The organism is Luteimonas sp. TWI662, from assembly GCF_039673825.1.
GTDB lineage: Bacteria > Pseudomonadota > Gammaproteobacteria > Xanthomonadales > Xanthomonadaceae > Luteimonas.
Genome location: NZ_JBDJMI010000038.1, coordinates 1 through 16,895, shown reverse-complemented (window position 1 = coordinate 16,895; position 16,895 = coordinate 1). Strand labels below are relative to the sequence as shown.

Annotated in this window: 16 protein-coding genes and 1 tRNA gene; 5 read left to right on the top strand and 12 right to left on the bottom strand. The window is 67.2% G+C overall.

Features of this window, described 5'->3' with window-relative positions; all coding sequences use genetic code 11:
• Together ABE488_RS17175 and ABE488_RS17170 are read left to right on the top strand one after the other, a co-directional pair.
• On the top strand, positions 1-223 hold a 223-nt coding region (locus tag ABE488_RS17175; protein WP_346449625.1), incomplete at its 5' end, for a sugar nucleotide-binding protein.
• A gap of 38 nt (positions 224-261) precedes the next feature.
• Positions 262-1,659: a mannose-1-phosphate guanylyltransferase/mannose-6-phosphate isomerase gene (locus ABE488_RS17170; protein ID WP_346449623.1), complete on the top strand. Its 1,398-nt coding sequence runs from the start codon at positions 262-264 to the stop codon at positions 1,657-1,659.
• A gap of 232 nt (positions 1,660-1,891) precedes the next feature.
• On the opposite strand, the gene ABE488_RS17165 is transcribed toward ABE488_RS17170, so the two are convergent.
• Positions 1,892-2,518 (bottom strand): phosphatase PAP2 family protein, encoded by a 627-nt coding sequence (locus ABE488_RS17165; RefSeq protein WP_346449621.1) that lies wholly within the window; start codon positions 2,516-2,518, stop codon positions 1,892-1,894.
• A 337-nt stretch (positions 2,519-2,855) separates the two neighbouring features.
• Here ABE488_RS17165 and ABE488_RS17160 point away from each other — a divergent pair.
• Positions 2,856-2,932, top strand: a tRNA-Arg gene (locus ABE488_RS17160).
• A gap of 466 nt (positions 2,933-3,398) precedes the next feature.
• On the opposite strand, the gene ABE488_RS17155 is transcribed toward ABE488_RS17160, so the two are convergent.
• The 9 genes from ABE488_RS17155 to ABE488_RS17115 all read right to left on the bottom strand — a co-directional run bounded on the left by ABE488_RS17155 (position 3,399) and on the right by ABE488_RS17115 (position 12,829).
• Positions 3,399-4,403 (bottom strand): porin, encoded by a 1,005-nt coding sequence (locus tag ABE488_RS17155; RefSeq protein ID WP_346449629.1) that lies wholly within the window; start codon positions 4,401-4,403, stop codon positions 3,399-3,401.
• Positions 4,404-4,513: 110 nt separating this feature from the next.
• Positions 4,514-4,900: a 4-carboxymuconolactone decarboxylase gene (gene pcaC / locus ABE488_RS17150; RefSeq protein ID WP_346449619.1), complete on the bottom strand. Its 387-nt coding sequence runs from the start codon at positions 4,898-4,900 to the stop codon at positions 4,514-4,516.
• Positions 4,897-6,354, bottom strand: a complete 1,458-nt coding sequence (locus ABE488_RS17145; RefSeq protein WP_346449617.1) for an NAD-dependent succinate-semialdehyde dehydrogenase — start codon at positions 6,352-6,354, stop codon at positions 4,897-4,899. The genes pcaC and ABE488_RS17145 overlap by 4 nt, the downstream gene beginning before the upstream one ends.
• 63 nt (positions 6,355-6,417) lie before the next feature.
• Entirely contained in the window at positions 6,418-7,827 is a 1,410-nt protein-coding gene (locus ABE488_RS17140) for a cytosine permease (RefSeq protein ID WP_346449615.1), read from the bottom strand.
• Positions 7,828-7,995: 168 nt separating this feature from the next.
• Positions 7,996-9,465: an aldehyde dehydrogenase gene (locus ABE488_RS17135; RefSeq protein WP_346449613.1), complete on the bottom strand. Its 1,470-nt coding sequence runs from the start codon at positions 9,463-9,465 to the stop codon at positions 7,996-7,998.
• A 9-nt stretch (positions 9,466-9,474) separates the two neighbouring features.
• On the bottom strand, positions 9,475-10,512 hold the full coding sequence (locus ABE488_RS17130) for an LLM class flavin-dependent oxidoreductase (protein ID WP_346445264.1): 1,038 nt from the start codon (positions 10,510-10,512) through the stop codon (positions 9,475-9,477).
• A 1-nt stretch (position 10,513) separates the two neighbouring features.
• Positions 10,514-11,386, bottom strand: a complete 873-nt coding sequence (locus ABE488_RS17125; RefSeq protein WP_346449611.1) for a flavin reductase — start codon at positions 11,384-11,386, stop codon at positions 10,514-10,516.
• Between the two features lie 80 nt (positions 11,387-11,466).
• Complete coding sequence (locus ABE488_RS17120; protein ID WP_346449610.1) at positions 11,467-12,258, bottom strand: alpha/beta hydrolase; 792 nt, start codon at positions 12,256-12,258, stop codon at positions 11,467-11,469.
• Positions 12,230-12,829 carry an amino acid synthesis family protein gene (locus ABE488_RS17115; protein ID WP_346449608.1) on the bottom strand — a complete coding sequence of 200 codons (600 nt, stop codon included), beginning with the start codon at positions 12,827-12,829 and terminating at the stop codon, positions 12,230-12,232. The genes ABE488_RS17120 and ABE488_RS17115 overlap by 29 nt, the downstream gene beginning before the upstream one ends.
• Positions 12,830-13,082: 253 nt before the next feature.
• Between ABE488_RS17115 and ABE488_RS17110 the strand changes: the two genes are divergently transcribed.
• Both ABE488_RS17110 and ABE488_RS17105 read left to right on the top strand, forming a co-directional pair.
• Positions 13,083-13,757: a GntR family transcriptional regulator gene (locus ABE488_RS17110; protein ID WP_346449606.1), complete on the top strand. Its 675-nt coding sequence runs from the start codon at positions 13,083-13,085 to the stop codon at positions 13,755-13,757.
• Between the two features lies 1 nt (position 13,758).
• Complete coding sequence (locus ABE488_RS17105) at positions 13,759-14,055, top strand: DUF1330 domain-containing protein (RefSeq protein ID WP_346445269.1); 297 nt, start codon at positions 13,759-13,761, stop codon at positions 14,053-14,055.
• 311 nt (positions 14,056-14,366) lie between these two features.
• Here the strand turns inward: ABE488_RS17105 and ABE488_RS17100 are convergent, their stop codons facing one another.
• Both ABE488_RS17100 and ABE488_RS17095 read right to left on the bottom strand, forming a co-directional pair.
• Positions 14,367-15,836, bottom strand: a complete 1,470-nt coding sequence (locus tag ABE488_RS17100; protein ID WP_346449604.1) for a S41 family peptidase — start codon at positions 15,834-15,836, stop codon at positions 14,367-14,369.
• Positions 15,837-15,966: 130 nt separating this feature from the next.
• A complete protein-coding gene (locus ABE488_RS17095; protein WP_346449627.1) occupies positions 15,967-16,341 on the bottom strand; it encodes a DUF411 domain-containing protein in 375 nt (124 codons plus the stop codon).
• Positions 16,342-16,895 lie beyond the last annotated feature (554 nt).

Sequence of the window (16,895 nt, the reverse complement as noted above, 5' to 3'; positions counted from 1 at the left end):
CTTCGCCGAGGCGATCTTCGAAGGCGCGCTCGCACGTGGTCTGATCGCACGTGCGCCGACGGTCGAGCCGATCACGACGGCCGACTATCCGACGCCCGCCAAGCGTCCGGCCTACTCGCGCCTGGACACTGGCGCGCTGGAGCGGGACTTCGGTGTCGTCCTGCCCGACTGGAAGGACACACTTGATGGTGTGTTCGAATCCATAGATACGGCCCGCCTTTGAGGCAAAACCCTCCCCAACGTAACGCGAAGACACTCTCCATGATTCCTGTCATCCTTTCCGGTGGTTCGGGCACGCGCCTGTGGCCCCTCTCAAGAGAAGCGTATCCCAAGCAGTTCCTTGCCCTGACGGGCGAAGCCACGATGCTTCAGGCAACCTGGCAGCGGATCGCACCGTTCGCCGAAGCCGGCCCCATCGTGGTCAGTAATGAAGACCATCGCTTCATGGTCGCCGAGCAACTTCGCGAAATCGGTGTTGCACCCTCCGCGATCTTGCTCGAACCTACAGGACGAAACACCGCGCCGGCCATTGCGGCTGCAGCGCTCGAGGCGCGTCGTGGCGGCGCTGATCCATTGCTGCTCGTATTGCCGTCAGATCATGTAGTTCGGGATGCCGTGGCATTTCGCACTGCAGTCCAGGCAGCAGCTTCCGCCGCGGAGGCAGGCAAACTAGTCACTTTCGGCATCGTGCCGACCACGGCGGAGACCGGATACGGCTACATCCGTGCGGTAGCCGGTGACGGCGTTCGCGTAGTCAAGCAGTTCGTCGAAAAGCCGGATGCAGCGACGGCAGAGGGCTATATCGCCTCTGGTGATTACTTCTGGAACAGCGGCATGTTCCTGTTCCGAGCCTCCCGCTACCTTGAGGAACTCGAGCGTCACGCACCCTCGATGCTGAACGCCGTCAGAAGCGCGCACGACAACGCCCGCCGGGACGAGGACTTCATTCGCCTTGAGAAGGAGGCGTTCACGGCCTGCCCTTCGGATTCGATCGACTACGCGGTGATGGAAAACACCGACGATGCTGCGGTGTTGCCGATCTCGGTCGGCTGGAACGACGTCGGCAGTTGGTCTGCACTCTGGGAGGTGGCCGACCAGGACGGCGACGGCAATGCGCACCATGGAGACGTGATCGCGTTGGATTGTCGCAATACACTGGCCTGGGGCGACGGCAGGCTGGTGACGTTGCTCGGCCTGGACGATGTCGTCGTGGTGGATACCGATGACACCCTGCTCGTGGCGCATCGCGACAAAGTGCAGCAGGTCAAGGACGTTGTTGCCAGACTGAAGCAGGAGGGCCGTCCCCAGGCTGCGCTGCATCGCAAGGTCTACAGGCCCTGGGGCGCCTACGATTCGATCGACAACGGCGAGCGATTCCAGGTCAAGCGCATCACCGTCAATCCCGGCGCCGCGTTGAGTCTGCAGATGCACCATCATCGCGCCGAGCACTGGATCGTCGTTAGCGGAACCGCCAAGGTCACCTGCGGAGATAACACCCTGCTGCTGTCGGAAAACCAGAGCACCTACATCCCGCTTGGCGTGACGCATCGCTTGGAGAATCCCGGCAAGCTGCCGCTCGAGCTGATCGAGGTGCAGTCGGGAAGCTACCTCGGCGAGGACGATATCGTGCGCTTCGAGGACGTGTACGGACGAGGGTGAGCGCAGGGCTTGGCGCACCGGCGCATTTGCAATTGCTGATCGCGCATCGAGGCATGGGAGATTGGGGAGGGAGCGCCCCCCCAAAAGGGTCACGCGTCACGACCTTCCCGCAAGCAGCAAAGATGACGCTCTCTGAACTTGGCTTCGCGCTGCCATGCCGACTGCGGATGCGCTCCACCGTGCGGATTTAGCGTGCTTCACGAGGGCAGCCGGTTCGGACAACGGCGCTTGATCAACCCCGCCAACGCGAGCGCGACTGCGGCTTCTCCGCGCCGGACAGCGCAACGCCCGCCTTCGCGAAGAGGCGTTCGGTGTCGGGCCGAGGCATTGCCTGCGTGGTGCCGAGCGTGAGCGCGCCCGCCAGTCCAGCCGCAACAGCAACGCCCCGCAGATCAAGCGCCAACCGGCGCAGTAGGCGCAAGGTAGAGAAGCACGCGCCAACACCCAATGCCATGCCGGCAATCACTTCGCTAGCCGGATGCGCGCCGATCGGCACGCGCGACCAGGCCACCGAGGTGGCGAGTGCAGCGCCGGCGAGCGTCGCCGTGACGCGCAAGGCGCGATGCTGCGGCGGCACGAGCAATGCGAACAGCACCGGCCACAGAAGCCAGGCCAGGACGGCATGACCGCTGAAGCAGGTGAGGTCCCAGCGCCGGATGCCGGTCCCCCAGCCGTAGAAGGCGATCTTGCTCCCTGCCACCAGCGCGAGGCTGGCGGCGACGATGCCGGCCCATTGCAGCAGTTTGGTGTTTGACAGCCGCGGGGCAACCGGTCGGACACGCAGCCACACCGCCAGACCGATCAGCATCGGCACGACGAGCACGGCGTCGCCGAGCAGGGTCAGGGCTTTCCAGGGCATAGGGATCCGGGTGGGGCCGGGCGCCGATGGCGCAGGTGGTTCAATTCTAGGCAGCGTGCATGGCGGGCGGCTGAAGCGCGGGTGTTTGGCGGCTGTGGGTAGCTGGGCTGGACCGGCTCTCCTGTGCGGTTGCTCTCCGCTGCGGGGAAGGACACGTAGCTGGCGAGGAGGGCGCAAACGGAGCGTGGCGTCCCGTCCATGGGATGCGCCGCGTGAACGCAGCCACTTCGCACACGGCCATGTGACCGGACAACGGTAGCCAGTTGCGTTGCAGCCTCCCGCTTTGGGCTACAATCCCCGACCGCCCTCCCCGCTTTGCGGTGGTCGGCCGCACGACGCGCCTGTAGCTCAGCCGGATAGAGTAGTGGCTTCCGAAGCCATTGGTCGGGGGTTCGAATCCCTCCAGGCGCGCCATCCTGCGGCCCCGGATGACGCCTTGTGATCTCGCCACCGCCAAGTGGCGGTTGGCTCAAGAATCCACGGTTCCTGCGCGGTGATCGAGCGCCGCTTGTCGGCCCCAACCGGCCCAGCAACGCACTCAACACTGCAGCAGGCGCGCTCCGCATCGACGCCCACACGAACATGTCCCTGGACGGCTGCCCAGCCTTCCTCCGCACGCGAGCGACACACCGATCGCTGCGGCCGCAGGCGTCGTCCCAAAGGGGCCGAACCTTTGGCATCTCGCGAGCGATGCAGATCAGGCTCAGACAAGCGCGCCCCGCAACGTCCCCGCGCCGAGCGTAACGAAGATGCCAGCGCGACACGCCTGCGCCCGTAGGGATTTCCCATCGGACCGGTAATCGGCGCGAACGGGCATGCCGATCCCACTGCCGCCGTCCCGCCCCCGACTGATACGGTTGGACCTGCTGGGCGTCGGTGCTCAAAGCATCAGCGTAAAACCGAGCTGCAGGCCGCGCAGGTCCGCGCCCGGCTGGTCGGGCGGCAGGCCGGCCGTGGCGGCACCGGCGAAGCGATAGCTCGCCTGCCCACGGTTCTGCAGTACGTTGTAGCCGGCGTAACCGATCAGGTGGCTGTTGAACGTGCGCCGATAGAGCACGCCAACCTGACGAGCGTGATCGCCGCGCCCGCTACGGTCGTGCAGGACACCGACGCCGGCACCGATGATGTCCTTGTCGTTGAGCGCGTACTTCACCGAAACCTCGGCGGCATCGATGTCGACTTCCTGCCCCCAGCGCGCCGAGTGTGTGCCGAGGTACCAGGTGAGATCGCCGCTGCGGTAGTTGCCGCCAGCGAACATCGAGAAGCGGCGGTTGCCGCCGGGGCCGTCGAGGCTCTGCGCCGCGAGAACGCCCTGCCAAGGGCCGCGATCGTAGGTGGCCGCGAACTGGCGGCTTGCCCCGGGACGACGCGGGTCGTCATCGCCCCTGCCCCAATAGGCGGACAGCCGCCAGGGGCCCAGTTTGGGCGTCGTGTAGGACAGCGTGTCGGGGGTGCGATAGGTGTACCAGGCGAAGTTGTTGAGCGCCGATGCATGGGTGCCGCTCTCGGCGACATCGAGCCGGTCGGAGTGCACGAACATCAGGGCATTCTGCGTGCCGTAACGCAGTTCGCCCCAGTCGCCTCCTATGCCCGCCCATGCCTGCCGGTTGAACAGTGCGTTGCCGGTGCGCGTGAGTGTGCCTTCGGACGGGTTGAAGCCGGCTTCGAGCAGGAAGTTCAGCGTCACCGGTCCGGCGTCGGTACCGCCCGCCACGCCGAAGCGGCTGGCCAGGTAGCCGTTGGACCCGAAGTCGCTTTGCCAGCTTTCGCCGGTGTCCACGTGCTGGTAGAACACGTCGACCACTGCGAACGGCTTCAATGTCGACTCTGCGTGCGCAACTGTCGGTAGCAGTGCTGCACCGATGACGCCCCACACCAAGCGCATGACGGACATGCTCGCTCCCCCGCCGCGCAGCTTGCAGGCAGCGCGGTCATTGTGATGGTGACTGCGGAATGCGTGCGAGACACAGGCGCCGCCCGACGCCTCGCCGCGTGTCAGCTCTGTTCGCTCGCGAACTCGGCCAATGCCTCGCGTGCGACACGGAAGCTGTCGACCGCGGCGGGAACGCCGCAGTAGATCGCCACTTGCAGCAGGACCTCGCGGATCTTCTCTTCGCTCACGCCATTGCGCCGCGCGCCCTTGATGTGCACTTTCAGTTCGTGCGGCCGGTTGAGGGCCGAGATCATCGCCAGGTTCACCAGGCTGCGTTCGGCCAGTGCCAGTCCGTCCCGACCCCAGATCTCGCCCCAGCAGTACTCGGTCACCAGGGACTGGAGCGGCTCGCCAAAGGCATCGGCGGTCGCCAGCGCCTTGTCGACATAAGCATCGCCCAGCACCTGACGCCGGATCGCCAGTCCTTTTTCGTAGCGTGTCTTGCTCATGCTCCCACTCCGCCGAACAGGCTGTATTTGATGTCCAAATAGTCCTCGATGCCGTACTTGGAGCCTTCGCGGCCCAGGCCCGAGTGCTTGATGCCGCCGAACGGCGCGACTTCGTTGGAGATCGCGCCGCTGTTGATACCGACCATGCCGTACTCGAGCTGTTCGCTCATGCGCCACGCACGGCCCAGATCGCGCGTGTAGCAGTACGCGGCGAGACCGAACTCGGTGTCGTTGGCGAGTGCGATCGCCTGCGCCTCGGTGTCGAAGCGGAACACCGCAGCCAGAGGCCCGAAGGTTTCGTCGCGCGCGACCAGCATCTCGGGCGTCGCGCCCTCGAGCAGGGTCGGCGCGTAGAACGCGCCCCCCAGAGCGTGGCGTTCGCCACCCGACACGCATCGCGCGCCCTTGGCGAGCGCATCCTGCACCTGCGACTCGACCTTGACCACGGCCTGTTCGCTGATCAGCGGGCCGATCTGCACGTCCGGCTCGCTGCCCTGGCCCACCTTCAGTTGCGCGATGCGTTCGGCAAACCTCTCGACGAATGCATCGTGGATGCCGGCCTGCACCAGGAAGCGGTTCACGCAGACGCAGGTCTGGCCGGCATTGCGAAACTTGGCGAGCAATGCGCCTTCGACCGCGGCGTCGAGATCGGCGTCGTCGAACACGATGAAGGGGGCGTTGCCGCCAAGCTCCAGCGACACCTTCTTCATCGTCGCGGCCGCCCTGCCATAGAGCAGCCTGCCGATCGGGGTGGAGCCGGTGAAGGTGAACTTGCGCACCGCATCGCTCTCGAAGAAGGCATCCCCAATGGCGCGCGCGTTGCCGGTGACCACGCTGAAGATGCCGGCCGGCACACCGGCCTGCAGCGCAAGGTCCGCAAGCGCCAGCGCGGTGAAAGGCGTCTCCAGCGCCGGCTTGACGATGCAGGGGCATCCGGCGGCAAGTGCCGGCCCAACCTTTCGGGTGATCATCGCGGCGGGGAAGTTCCACGGGGTGATGGCCGCGACGACGCCGACCGGCTGCTTGGTCACCACGATGCGCGCGTCGCGGTCAGGGCTCGGGATGACGTCGCCGTACACGCGCTTGGCTTCCTCGGCGAACCACTCGATGAAGCTCGCCGCGTAGAGAATCTCGCCACGCGCCTCCGCCAGGGGCTTGCCCTGCTCGGCGGTGAGGATGCGCGCAAGTGGGTCGGCGTGTTCGACAATCAGATCGAACCAGCCCTTGAGAATCCGGGCCCGCTCCTTCGCCGTCAGGCCGCGCCAGTGCGGCCAGCTTCTTGCGGCGGCCTCGATGGCGCGCGCGGTCTCGCGACTGCCCATCGTCGGCACATGACCGATGATGGCCTGCGTGGCCGGATTGGTGACCGCCGATACTGCGCCATCGTCGGCATCGCACCATCTGCCGTCGAGGAGGGCTTGTTGGCGGAACAGTGGACTGTGCTCGAGTTGCATGGAGACTCCGGGGTCTGTGACGCCGGTCGTCCGGCGCGTGAACGCATGGGGCGGCTGGGCGTGTCAGGCCGGCGGCTGGCTTGTCGGGGTATAGCGCGGCAGCGGTCGGATGCAGTGGAACAGCGCGCAGACGGTCGCGCTGGACGCGATGCCCAGAACCCAGGACACATCGACGCCAGCGAAGGCATCCGCCCAGATCCCATGGAACCAGGGGTTCTTCAGGAACGGCAGCTGCACGACGATGCCGATCACGTAGGCTGTGATCGCACGCGAGTTGAAGCGCCCGTAGACGCCGCCGTCGGCGGCGAAGATCGATTTGATGTCGTAGCCGTTGCGATGCAGAACGTAGAAGTCGAACAGGTTGATCGACACCCAAGGCGCCATCACGAAGAGGATCGCGAAGACGCCACTGATGAACAGCGAGACGAAGTCGCTCGATGCCCACAGCGCCGATCCGGTCGACAGCACCAGCACGATCATCGACATTGCGATGCGGGCGCGTCCCTTGGGCACCCAGTCAGCGACGAAGGTCTGGATGGCGGTGATGAACGACAGCACCGCGCCGTAGAGGTTCATCGCGTTGTGGCCGATGATGTTGCACAGGAACAGCACCATCAGCACCGCGCCGAACATGCCGGTGTGCGCTTTGACCGCTTCCATCGCATCACCCTGGTGGCCGATGCTCACCGCGACCATGCCGAAGACGAACGAGAAGATCGTGCCGAGCGACGCGCCCAGATAGGTATAGACGAATGGCTTGACGCGGCCCTCGGCCAGCGGCAGATACCGCGAGTAGTCCGATGTATACGGGGCAAAGCTAATCTGCCAGACCGCGCAGATACCGAACATCGAGAACCACGGCGCGGCGCTGAAACGCCCCTGCTGCAGCACGTCGGGCGTCAGGTGCGGAATCATCAGTGCCAGGCCGATGAGCAGTGCACCGCCCATGAACCACGCGCCGATGCGGTTGAAGACGTGGATCAGGTGGTAGCCCACCACTCCGATCAGCGTCGCCAGGCCCGCACCGATCACGGTCGCCACCGAGACCGGGATCGCCGGTACGACCGCGTGCAGCGTCTTGCCCGACAGGATGATGTTGGAGACGAAGTAGCCCAGGTAGATGATGGTGGTGAACAGCACCACCAACAGCGAGCCGTGGCGACCGAACTGCGCGCGGCTCTGGATCATCTGCGGAATGCCGGCCAGTGGGCCCTGGGCGGACGTGAGCGCAAGCACCACGGCGCCGAACAGGTGCCCGGCGGTGATTGCCAGCAATGCGCTGATGACATCGAGCTCGAACACCATGACCGACATGGCGCCGGTGATCACCGCCAGCGGGGCGACATTGGTGCAGAACCACAAGGTGAACAGATCGATCGCCTTGCCGTGGCGCTGTCGCGGTGACACATAGTCGATGGCGTTGCCTTCGATCGCGAAGACGCCTGTGACCTGCTGATTCGGGTCCTGCTGCATACGCTGATATCCCCGTTGGCTGCCGCACCGCGGGCCCTCCCCGACGGCGTCACACATCACCCCGGAAGGGGCTGCGGGCGTGGATGAAACGAACAACCGGTGCATACGATCGGCGGTCGCGACGCCGCACCGGCGGCGCGACCCACGTCGATCCGCCGCGCCGGTCGGCTAGCGCATCACGAACGGATCGCCCAGGCGGGCGTCGGAGGTCCGCAGCCACACCGTCTTGGTGGTGGTGTAGTCGAGGACCGCGTCGGCGCCGCCTTCGCGGCCGTGCCCGGACAGGCCGTAGCCGCCGAACGGGGCGAGCGGGGAGACCGCGCGGTAGGTGTTGAGCCAGACGACGCCGGCACGGATCGCGTGCGCCATGCGATGGGCCCGCGTCAGGTCGCGGGTCAACACGCCTGCGGCCAATCCGTACTCGGTCGAGTTGGCCTTGGCGATCGCTTCGGCCTCGTCGGAGAACACATCGACCGACAGGACCGGTCCGAACAGCTCGGTGATCTCGCTCATCGCCTGCGTCACGCCGCTGCAGTCGAGCACCGTGGGGGCGTAGTAGAACCCGTCGCGTTCTATGCGCCGCCCACCGGTCAGCAGGCGCGCGCCCTGTTCGATCGACCGGGCAACCGCCGCCTCGATGGTATGCAACTGGCGCTCGGTGCACAGAGGGCCGTACTCGGTCTGGACATCGCCCGGTGCGCCGATGCGGATCGCTTCGACCTTCTCGACGAGGCGGGCCAGGAACGCGTCCTTGATGCCGGCCTCGACCAGCAAGCGCGAGCCGGCGACGCAGCTTTGTCCGCTGGCCGCGAAGATCGCTGCCAGCTGCGCGTTGACCGCACTTTCCAGGTCGGCGTCGGCAAACACCACCAGCGGTGATTTGCCGCCCAGTTCCAGGGACACCTTGGCCAGGTTGTCGGCGCTGTTGCGGACGATGTGGCGCGCGGTCTCCGGCCCGCCGGTGAAGGCGACCAGGCTGACCTTGGGATGGCGGCTGAGCACGGCGCCGCACTCGGGGCCGAAGCCGGTGATGATGTTGACCACGCCCGGGGGAAACCCTGCGTCATGGATCAGCCGCGCAAATGCGAGCATCGGGGCGGGCGCCTCCTCCGAGGCTTTGAGGACCATCGTGCAGCCGGCGGCGATCGCCGGGCCGAGCTTCACCGCCGAGAGAAACAGCTGACTGTTCCAGGGCACGATCGCGGCCACCACGCCCAACGGCTCGCGCTTGACCCATACCTGCATGTCCGGCTTGTCGATCGGCACCACATGCCCGTGCAACTTGTCGGCGATGCCGGCGTAGTAGCGGTAGTACTCGGCGACGTAGGCGATCTGTGCCCGGGTCTCGCGGATGATCTTCCCGGTGTCTCGGGTTTCGAGCTCGGCCAGCTCGGGCGCAGCTTGCTCGAGCAGGTCGGCCAGACGATGCAGCAGACGTCCGCGCTGCGATGCGGTCAATCCGGCCCAGGCAGGGTCCTGCAGGGCGCGGTCTGCCGCGGCCACGGCGCGCTCGACTTCATCGGTGCGCGCCTCGGGCATCTGTGCCCAGGCCCGGCCCGTCGCCGGGTCGAGGCTGTCGAATGTCGCGGCGCCGGGCTCAAAGCGGCCGTCGATGTACAGGGCGAACGGGGCAGTCATGGCCATCCCTCACCGGAACGCCGGCATCACGTCGCGAATCATGCGCTCGAGCGACGCCTTCTTGCGCTCGAAGCTCATGCCGGTATCGATCCAGAACGCGTACTCGTCGTACCCCATGGCCTGGTAGGTCTTCAGACGGGCGATCACTTCCTCGGGCGGACCGATGACGTTGTTCTTGCGCATCGCCTCGGGCGAGTACATCGGATGGGCGGCGATCTCCTCCTCGCTCAGCGGCGCAATCAGGCCCTGGGTGATTTCGCGCTCGTTCTTGAACCACGCCCCGAAGTAGTTGTAGAAGACGTTGATCTCGTCGGCTGCTTGTTGCGCATCTGCTTCGCCCTCGGCCACATAGGTGTGGCGCAGCAGCATGATCTGCGGGCGCGGCACGTCGCCGAACTTCTCGCAGGCCGCATTGAAGTGGCCCATCAGCTTCTCGACTTCCTCGTCGCCGAAATGCAGCGGTGTGACCTGCACGTTGCAACCGTTGGCGACCGCGAACTCGTGGCTGTTGGGATCGCGCGCGGCCACCCAGATCGGCGGATGCGGCTGTTGCAGCGGCTGCGGCGCCGAGGTGGTCTTGGGAAACGTCCAGTACTCGCCATCGTGGGCGTAGTCGCCTTCCCACAGTGCCTTGATCGCGGGAATCAGCTCGCGTAGGCGACCGCCGGCGCCCCAGGCGTCGAGACCTGGATGCAGACGCTCGTACTCGAACGCGTACGCGCCTCGAGCGATGCCCAGCTCCAGGCGACCATCACTGATGATGTCGGTCATCGCCGCTTCGCCGGCGAGCTTGATCGGATGCCAGAACGGCGCGACCACCGTGCCGGTGCCCAGGCGCACGTGCTTGGTGCGGCGTGCGAGGTCGACAAGATTCAAGAACGGGTTCGGCGCGATGGTGAAGTTCATGCCGTGGTGTTCACCGGTCCAGATGGCGTGCATGCCGCCCTCGTCCGCAATCCGGCACAGCTCGATCATCTCGTCGTACAACTGCTTCTGCGTCTGCTGGTCGGAGACGCGCTCCATATGGATGAACAACGAAAAGCGCATGTCAGATCTCCTGGCCTTGGGCATCGCGCACGACGCCGTTGTGGTGGTTGCCGTAGTAGACGCCGTAGTTCTTGAGGCGACTTTCCCTGCAGTAGCGCTCGAGCATGCTTTTCACCGCAGGGTCGGCGATGTCGAGCGCAGCCACGTCGGACAGCGCGATGTAGCGGCCTTCGCGCGGCGATGCGTCCGGTGTGCTGCACAGGAAGGCGACGAACTGCTGCCGGCTTTCGGTGTTGCGATAGACCGAATAGACGAAGTTCGCCGATGCCCCGGGTTGGTAGCGTTCGAACAGGGCGTGAAGCGCCTCGTCCGCGCCGCGGTCTGCCGCGTCGACGCACGGCAGTGCCCATTGCCCGTCGGCATTACGCGCCAGCAGCACACGGTTCTCATGGGCGATGACGGCGTGGATGACCACACTTGCGCCGCCGATCACCTCGGCCGCCATCTTTGCCGGGGTGAAGTAGCCGCCGCGGTAGTAGCCCAGGCCGGCCTGGCCGCTCGATGCGAAGGCCTCGATGCGGCCGATCAGAATGGCGTGATCGCCAGCCGGCACGACCGAGTGCGTCGTGCAGTCAAACCAGGCGCCAACGCCGTCAAGCAGCGGGTTGCCGTGTTCGCTCATGCGCCATTGGACGCTGCCGAAGCGGTCATCGACGCGGCTGGCGAAGGTGCTGGAGACCTGCTTCTGTCCTTCGGCAAGCACGTTGATCGCAAAGTGTCCGCCGTTGGCGAAAGCGTCGTAGTTGCCGGAGCTGTTGGCGATGCTGACCAGCAGAAGCGGTGGGTCCAGCGACACCGAGGCGAACGAGTTGGCAGTGAAGCCGAGCGGTGTGCCTGCCGTATTGGTTGTGGTGACGACGGTGACGCCGGTCATGAACGCGCCGAACGCGTCGCGGAGTTCCTTGGTGGTGCAGTCCATCTTGTTCCCTCCCAGGTTCTTGACGGATGTCGCGCTCAGGGCGGCGCGGCCAGCCAGTCCGACATCGCGCGGTTGACGAGGTCGGGCGCAGTGAGATTGACCATATGGCGCTGGCCTTCGAGGATCACGGCATGGCCGCGCGCTGCGAGGCCTGCCATGCGTTGGGCCATCGCACCGGTGGAGTTGAGGTCGTCGGCGCCGGTCAGCGCCAGCGTCGGGCACTGCACCTCGCACCAGCGGTCGGCATAGAGCAGGTCGCCACGCGCGAATGCGCGGTAGGCATCGGCATAGCCTTGGAGATCGACCTGTTCCAGCCACCCGCGCACTGTTTCGACCAGCGCGGGCGGCGCGTCGGGCACGTCGAACCAGCGCTGCAGCGGTGTGTCGATATCCAGATGTCCGTCGCGCAGCTGCTCGGCGCGCGCCACGACCGCAGCGCGCGCGGCATCGCTGCGCCGGTGCACGCCGTTGACCACCGCCAGACGGCGTACCAGCGCCGGGCGCTCGATCGCCACACCGCCGGCGATGAGCGCGCCCATCGAGTGGCCCGCCAGGTTGACCGGCCCCACGTCCAGCGTCTCGATCACTTCGATCATCCAGCGCACGTAGTCCGCCAGACCCGGGGTGCCGCCCAGGCGGGCGCTGCCGCCATGACCGGGCATGTCGACCGCGATCACCCGGTAGCGGTCGGCGAAGTGCGCGACCTGCGGTCCCCATGCGGCAGCCTGCATGCCCACGCCGTGGATCAACACCAGCGGTTCGCCGCGGCCCTGCGCCAGCATGTGGACGTGGTGGCCGTCAGACAGCGGCAGGGTTCTTGACGTCATGACCCAGCGCTTCCAGATCCGTGTAGCGATCGCCGATGCGGTGATGGGGGCGCCCACCGGTGGACGCACCGAGCACGACCACAAGCTCGTCGGCGGCCGGCGCATCCGGGATCGAGAACTGCAGGGTCAGGTAGTGCGAACGACGGCCTTCGTCGTTCTTGTCCATCATCGGGATCGAGATCGGCGCATTCGCCGGACCGCGGGTATTGGTGAACGCCAGGTAGGACTTCGCCCCCACCGCAGCGCGGAAGATGTTGCCGAAATGCAGGGTATGGATCAGCGCCGAGGCGTGTTCGAGTTCGCCGTCCAGTCCGACCACCGCACTCTTGCCGAACGCCTCGACGGCCTCGCCGGAACCGACCTCGCCCAGGATCAGGTCGGTCAGATGCTGGCTCAGTTGCGGGCCAAGCTCGCGGATTTCCGGAGACAGGTCGGCGACGTAGCCACGGCCATGCCACGGGTTCTTGATGACCGCTGCCACGCCGACCATCTTCAGGGGCTTGGGCGCGTCGGCCTCGCCGTCCACGAACACGGTTTCGACATGGAGCACGGATTTGCGGATCAGTTTCACGGCGTGACCTCTGGCGGAGCGGATGCTCATTTAGGTGTACGGTATGATGGTATACCAAGAAGACGGGGTGGCAACCCTGTCGAAGGTCACCCTTCCCATTCAGGTGGAACGGCGCGCCGCAGCGGTGTCGGGCAGTTGCGGCCCGGCGGCTCGCACGCGTGCAGCAATGGCCTTTGGGATGCGGTATACCGACCGCCTGTATGCGCGTCTCGCACCTCGGCGCCCCTTCGCCCCCTCACGCCAGGACATCCGAATGGACCTCAAAATCGACCACGCGCCCATCACCCTGCGCGAGAAATGCCTGGAACGGCTGCGGGACGCGATCATTACCGGACACTTCGCCGCCGGCGCCAGGCTGGTCGAACGCACGCTCTGCGAACAGCTCGGCGTCAGCCGAAGCGTGGTGCGCGAGGTGATCCGGCATCTGCAGGCCGAAGGGCTCGTGGACGTCCTGGCCAACAAAGGCCCGATCGTCGCGCGGCTGGACTGGTCCACCGCGCACCAGATCTACGAGATCCGGCTGCTGCTGGAGCAAAGCGCGGTCGCGGCCTGTACCGGGGCCCTGACCGACGACATCGTCGCGCGCATCCGCGGCGCGCAGCACGCCCTGCAGACGGCCACCGCGGCCCGGGACATGGCCCAGATTCTGCGCACCTCCTCGCACCTCTACGAGACCATCTTCGTCGCCGCCAACCAGGGCATTGCCTGGGATATCGTGCGGCGACTCAACGGCCGGATCAGCCGCCTGCGTGCGATGACCCTGCGCGACAACCGCCGCGAGCGCAGCGGGCAGTCTCGGATCGATGCCATCTGCGATGCGATCTGCATCGACAGGGATCCCGTGCTGGCGAAGACGCGTGTCGCAGAACACATCAGTGAAGTGGCGACCATCGCGCGCCGCATCCTCGCCAGCGACGCGCAGGCCTGACATGCCCGCTTACTGGATCGCACACGTCGAAGTGCTGGATGCGACCGCCTACAGCGGGTACACCGCCCTGGCGCCGGCCGCCTTCCGGAAGTACGGCGCGAAGTTCCTGGCGCGTGGTGGTCGCAGCGAGTCGCTGGAAGGCGGCGGCTTCGGCCGTCATGTGGTCATCGAGTTCCCGGACCTGGAGACGGCGACTGCGTGTTATCGCTCGCCGGAGTACCAGCTTGCGAAGTCGAAACGCGACGGGGCCTGCATCGCGCATATCACCATCGTCGATGGTGTCGATCCAGCGGGTTGAATCGTCTTCGGCACCGCTGAGGTCTGCGCAAGGCTTGGCCCCGCGCAGCCTTTCTCTGGGAGGCATGCGTCTCTGCGTAGCGACGCAGGGTGAACGCCGGAGACTTCGGGAGCGCGGGCGCAGTGGCGCTCCGCCGTTCGTCGACCACGTCCGCGTCCGGGCGGATGTCGCCCCAACGCCCTCGGCGGCCGGGTAGCAGCGCTGGAGCGGTCACCGTGTGGACTGCGCATCGCGCGCCCAGGCCAGAACGGTCCGGGCACGACGGAGGTCGGCGCGGCCTGCGTGGCCGCCGCCGGCCCCGACCGACGCTGTCAGTTCGCAGCCGGTCTCGCCGCCGGGGGCTCGGGCGTCGGGAGCGTGGGGGTCCACGGCTTCTTGAGCTCGGCCAGCGCTGCAGCGATCGGGGCATCGCCCGGCAGGGCGTCGCCGCCGGTGCTGCCGTCTTCCTCGTCGCCGCGCAGATGGCCCGGCAACGTGGCTTCGGTGTAGGCGCTGGCGGCGCGGGGAGCGTCGCCCTCGGTGTCGGCCTTCTCGGGGCGCAGCACGACATCCGGGTCGATGCCGCGGGCCTGGATCGAGCGGCCGCTGGGAGTGAAGTAGCGCGCGGTGGTGAGCTTGACCGAGTCACCGTTGTCGAGCGGCAGCACGGTCTGCACCGAGCCCTTGCCGAACGTACGGCTGCCGACGACGCGGGCGCGGCCGTTGTCGCGTAGTGCGCCGGCCAGCACTTCCGAGGCGCTGGCAGAACCGACATCGACGAGCACGACGACCGGCGCGCCATCGAGGATGTCGCCGGGTGTGGCGCTGAACTGCGCGTCGCTGATCGGGATGCGGCCGCGGGTGCTGACGATGTCGCCGCTTTCGAGCAGGTCGTCGGCGATCTGCACCGCCGAGGTCAGCAGGCCGCCGGGGTTGCTGCGCAGGTCGATGACCAGGCCGCGCAGGCGACCGCCGCTCTGACTGGCGAGGTCGCCGACGGTACGGCTGAAGGTGGCCGCGGTATCGACCTGGAACTGGCTCACCCGCACATAGCCATAGCCCGGCTCGAGCAGGCGGCCGCGGACACTGACCACGCGGATGGTCTCGCGCTGGACGCGGATCTCCAGCGGCGTGCGCTCGCCATCGCGCAGGACACCCAGCACCACCGCGGTGCCCGATGCGCCGCGCAGCGGGCCATGGCCTTCGTTGTCGGTCGGTGTGAGTGCCCGGCCATCGACGCTGACGATGACGTCGCCGGCGCGGATGCCGGCCTTCTCGGCCGGTGTGCCGTCGATCGGCGCGATCACGCGCATGCTGCCGTCGGGCAGGTACATGACCTCCACGCCGATGCCTTCGTAGGCCCCGCTGGTGCCTTCGTCGAAGGCCTCGGCGGCATCCTTTTCCATGTAGACGCTGTGCGGGTCGAGGTCGAGCAGCAGGCCGCGAATGGCCGAGGCCATCAGCTTGCGATCCTCGACCGGCTCGACGTACGCCTGGCGCACGGCGTTGAAGACGCCGACATAGCGGCGGATCTCTTCGAGCGGTACGCGGTTGGAGGCGTGTTCGATCGCGTCCGGGTCGTCGCTGGCGGCGACCTCGCGGGCCGCCTGGGCGTCGTCGGGGGCGTCGTCGTCCGGTGCCGGGGGCGCGTCCTGCGCCTCGCCGTGCGGCGGGGTCTGCTCGGCGGGCGTGTCCTGGGCCGGTGCCGGGGTCGCATCCGCGGGGGGCGGCGCGGTCTGTTGCGCAAACGCCGCGGGCGACAGCAGCAACGACAGGGCCAGCGTCAGGGAACGAACGCGCATGCAGGACTCCGGGCAACGAAAACAGGCCGCGCGCAGGCAGCGTGCGGCCGATGATTATGCGGCGCAGTCGCGTGAATGGGGTGCCTTCCGGGCAGGCGATTCAGGTCCGCGAGGCTTCGCGCCGGCCGTCCTACCGGGCCGGATGCTCGGCGAACGGGCGGTGCGTACCGTCGGCGGCGACCAGTTCGACGGTGTAGGCCTGACTGCGCCCATCGGGCATTTCCATGCCGGGCGAGCCCATCGGCATGCCCGGCACCGCGATGCCGCGCGCATCGGGGCGCTCGGCCAGCAGCCGGCGCACGTCGGCGGCGGGCACGTGGCCCTCGATGAAGTAGCCATCGATCTCGGCGGTGTGGCAGGACGCCATTGCGTCGGGCACGCCCAGGCGGGTCTTGACCGCGGCAAGGTTCTCGACATCGAGGGTCTCGACTTCGAAGCCGTCGCGCTGCATGTGCTCGACCCACTTGCCGCAGCAGCCGCAGGTGGCGGTCTTGTGCACACGCATACGCGGCAGGACCTGGGTGTCAGCCGCCTGCGCGACCGGCGTCGCACCTGTCTCGGCGGGCCGCGCGGCGGCGGTGTCGGCCGCTGCGGGCGTCGCCGCGTCGGTGCAGGCAGCGACGGGCAGCAGCAGCGACAGCGTCAGGGCGAGGGGATGGATGCGCATGGTCGGACTCCGGAAACTCGATCGCAGGACGCTCCGATTATGCGCGCGCGCTGCGAGCGGGCGGCGATGCGCATTGCATCGCGGGGCGATCGTGATAGCGGTTACCTCCTCCGCTTCGCGGGGAGGTCGATGCCACGGGCATCGGGTAGGGGGCTCGGGCATTTTGCGAACAGCGCCCCCCTTCCCAGCCCTCCCCGCGATGCGGGGGAGGGAGACAAGCGGCGCGTGCTGATGGTTGAGACGATGGCGGCTACCTCCTCCGCTTCGCGGGGGAGGTCGATGCCGCAGGCATCGGGTGGGGGCTCGGGCATTTCGCGAACAGCGCCCCCACCCCAGCCCTCCCCCGCAATGCGGGGGAGGGAGACGAGCGGCGCGTGCTGATGGTTGAGACG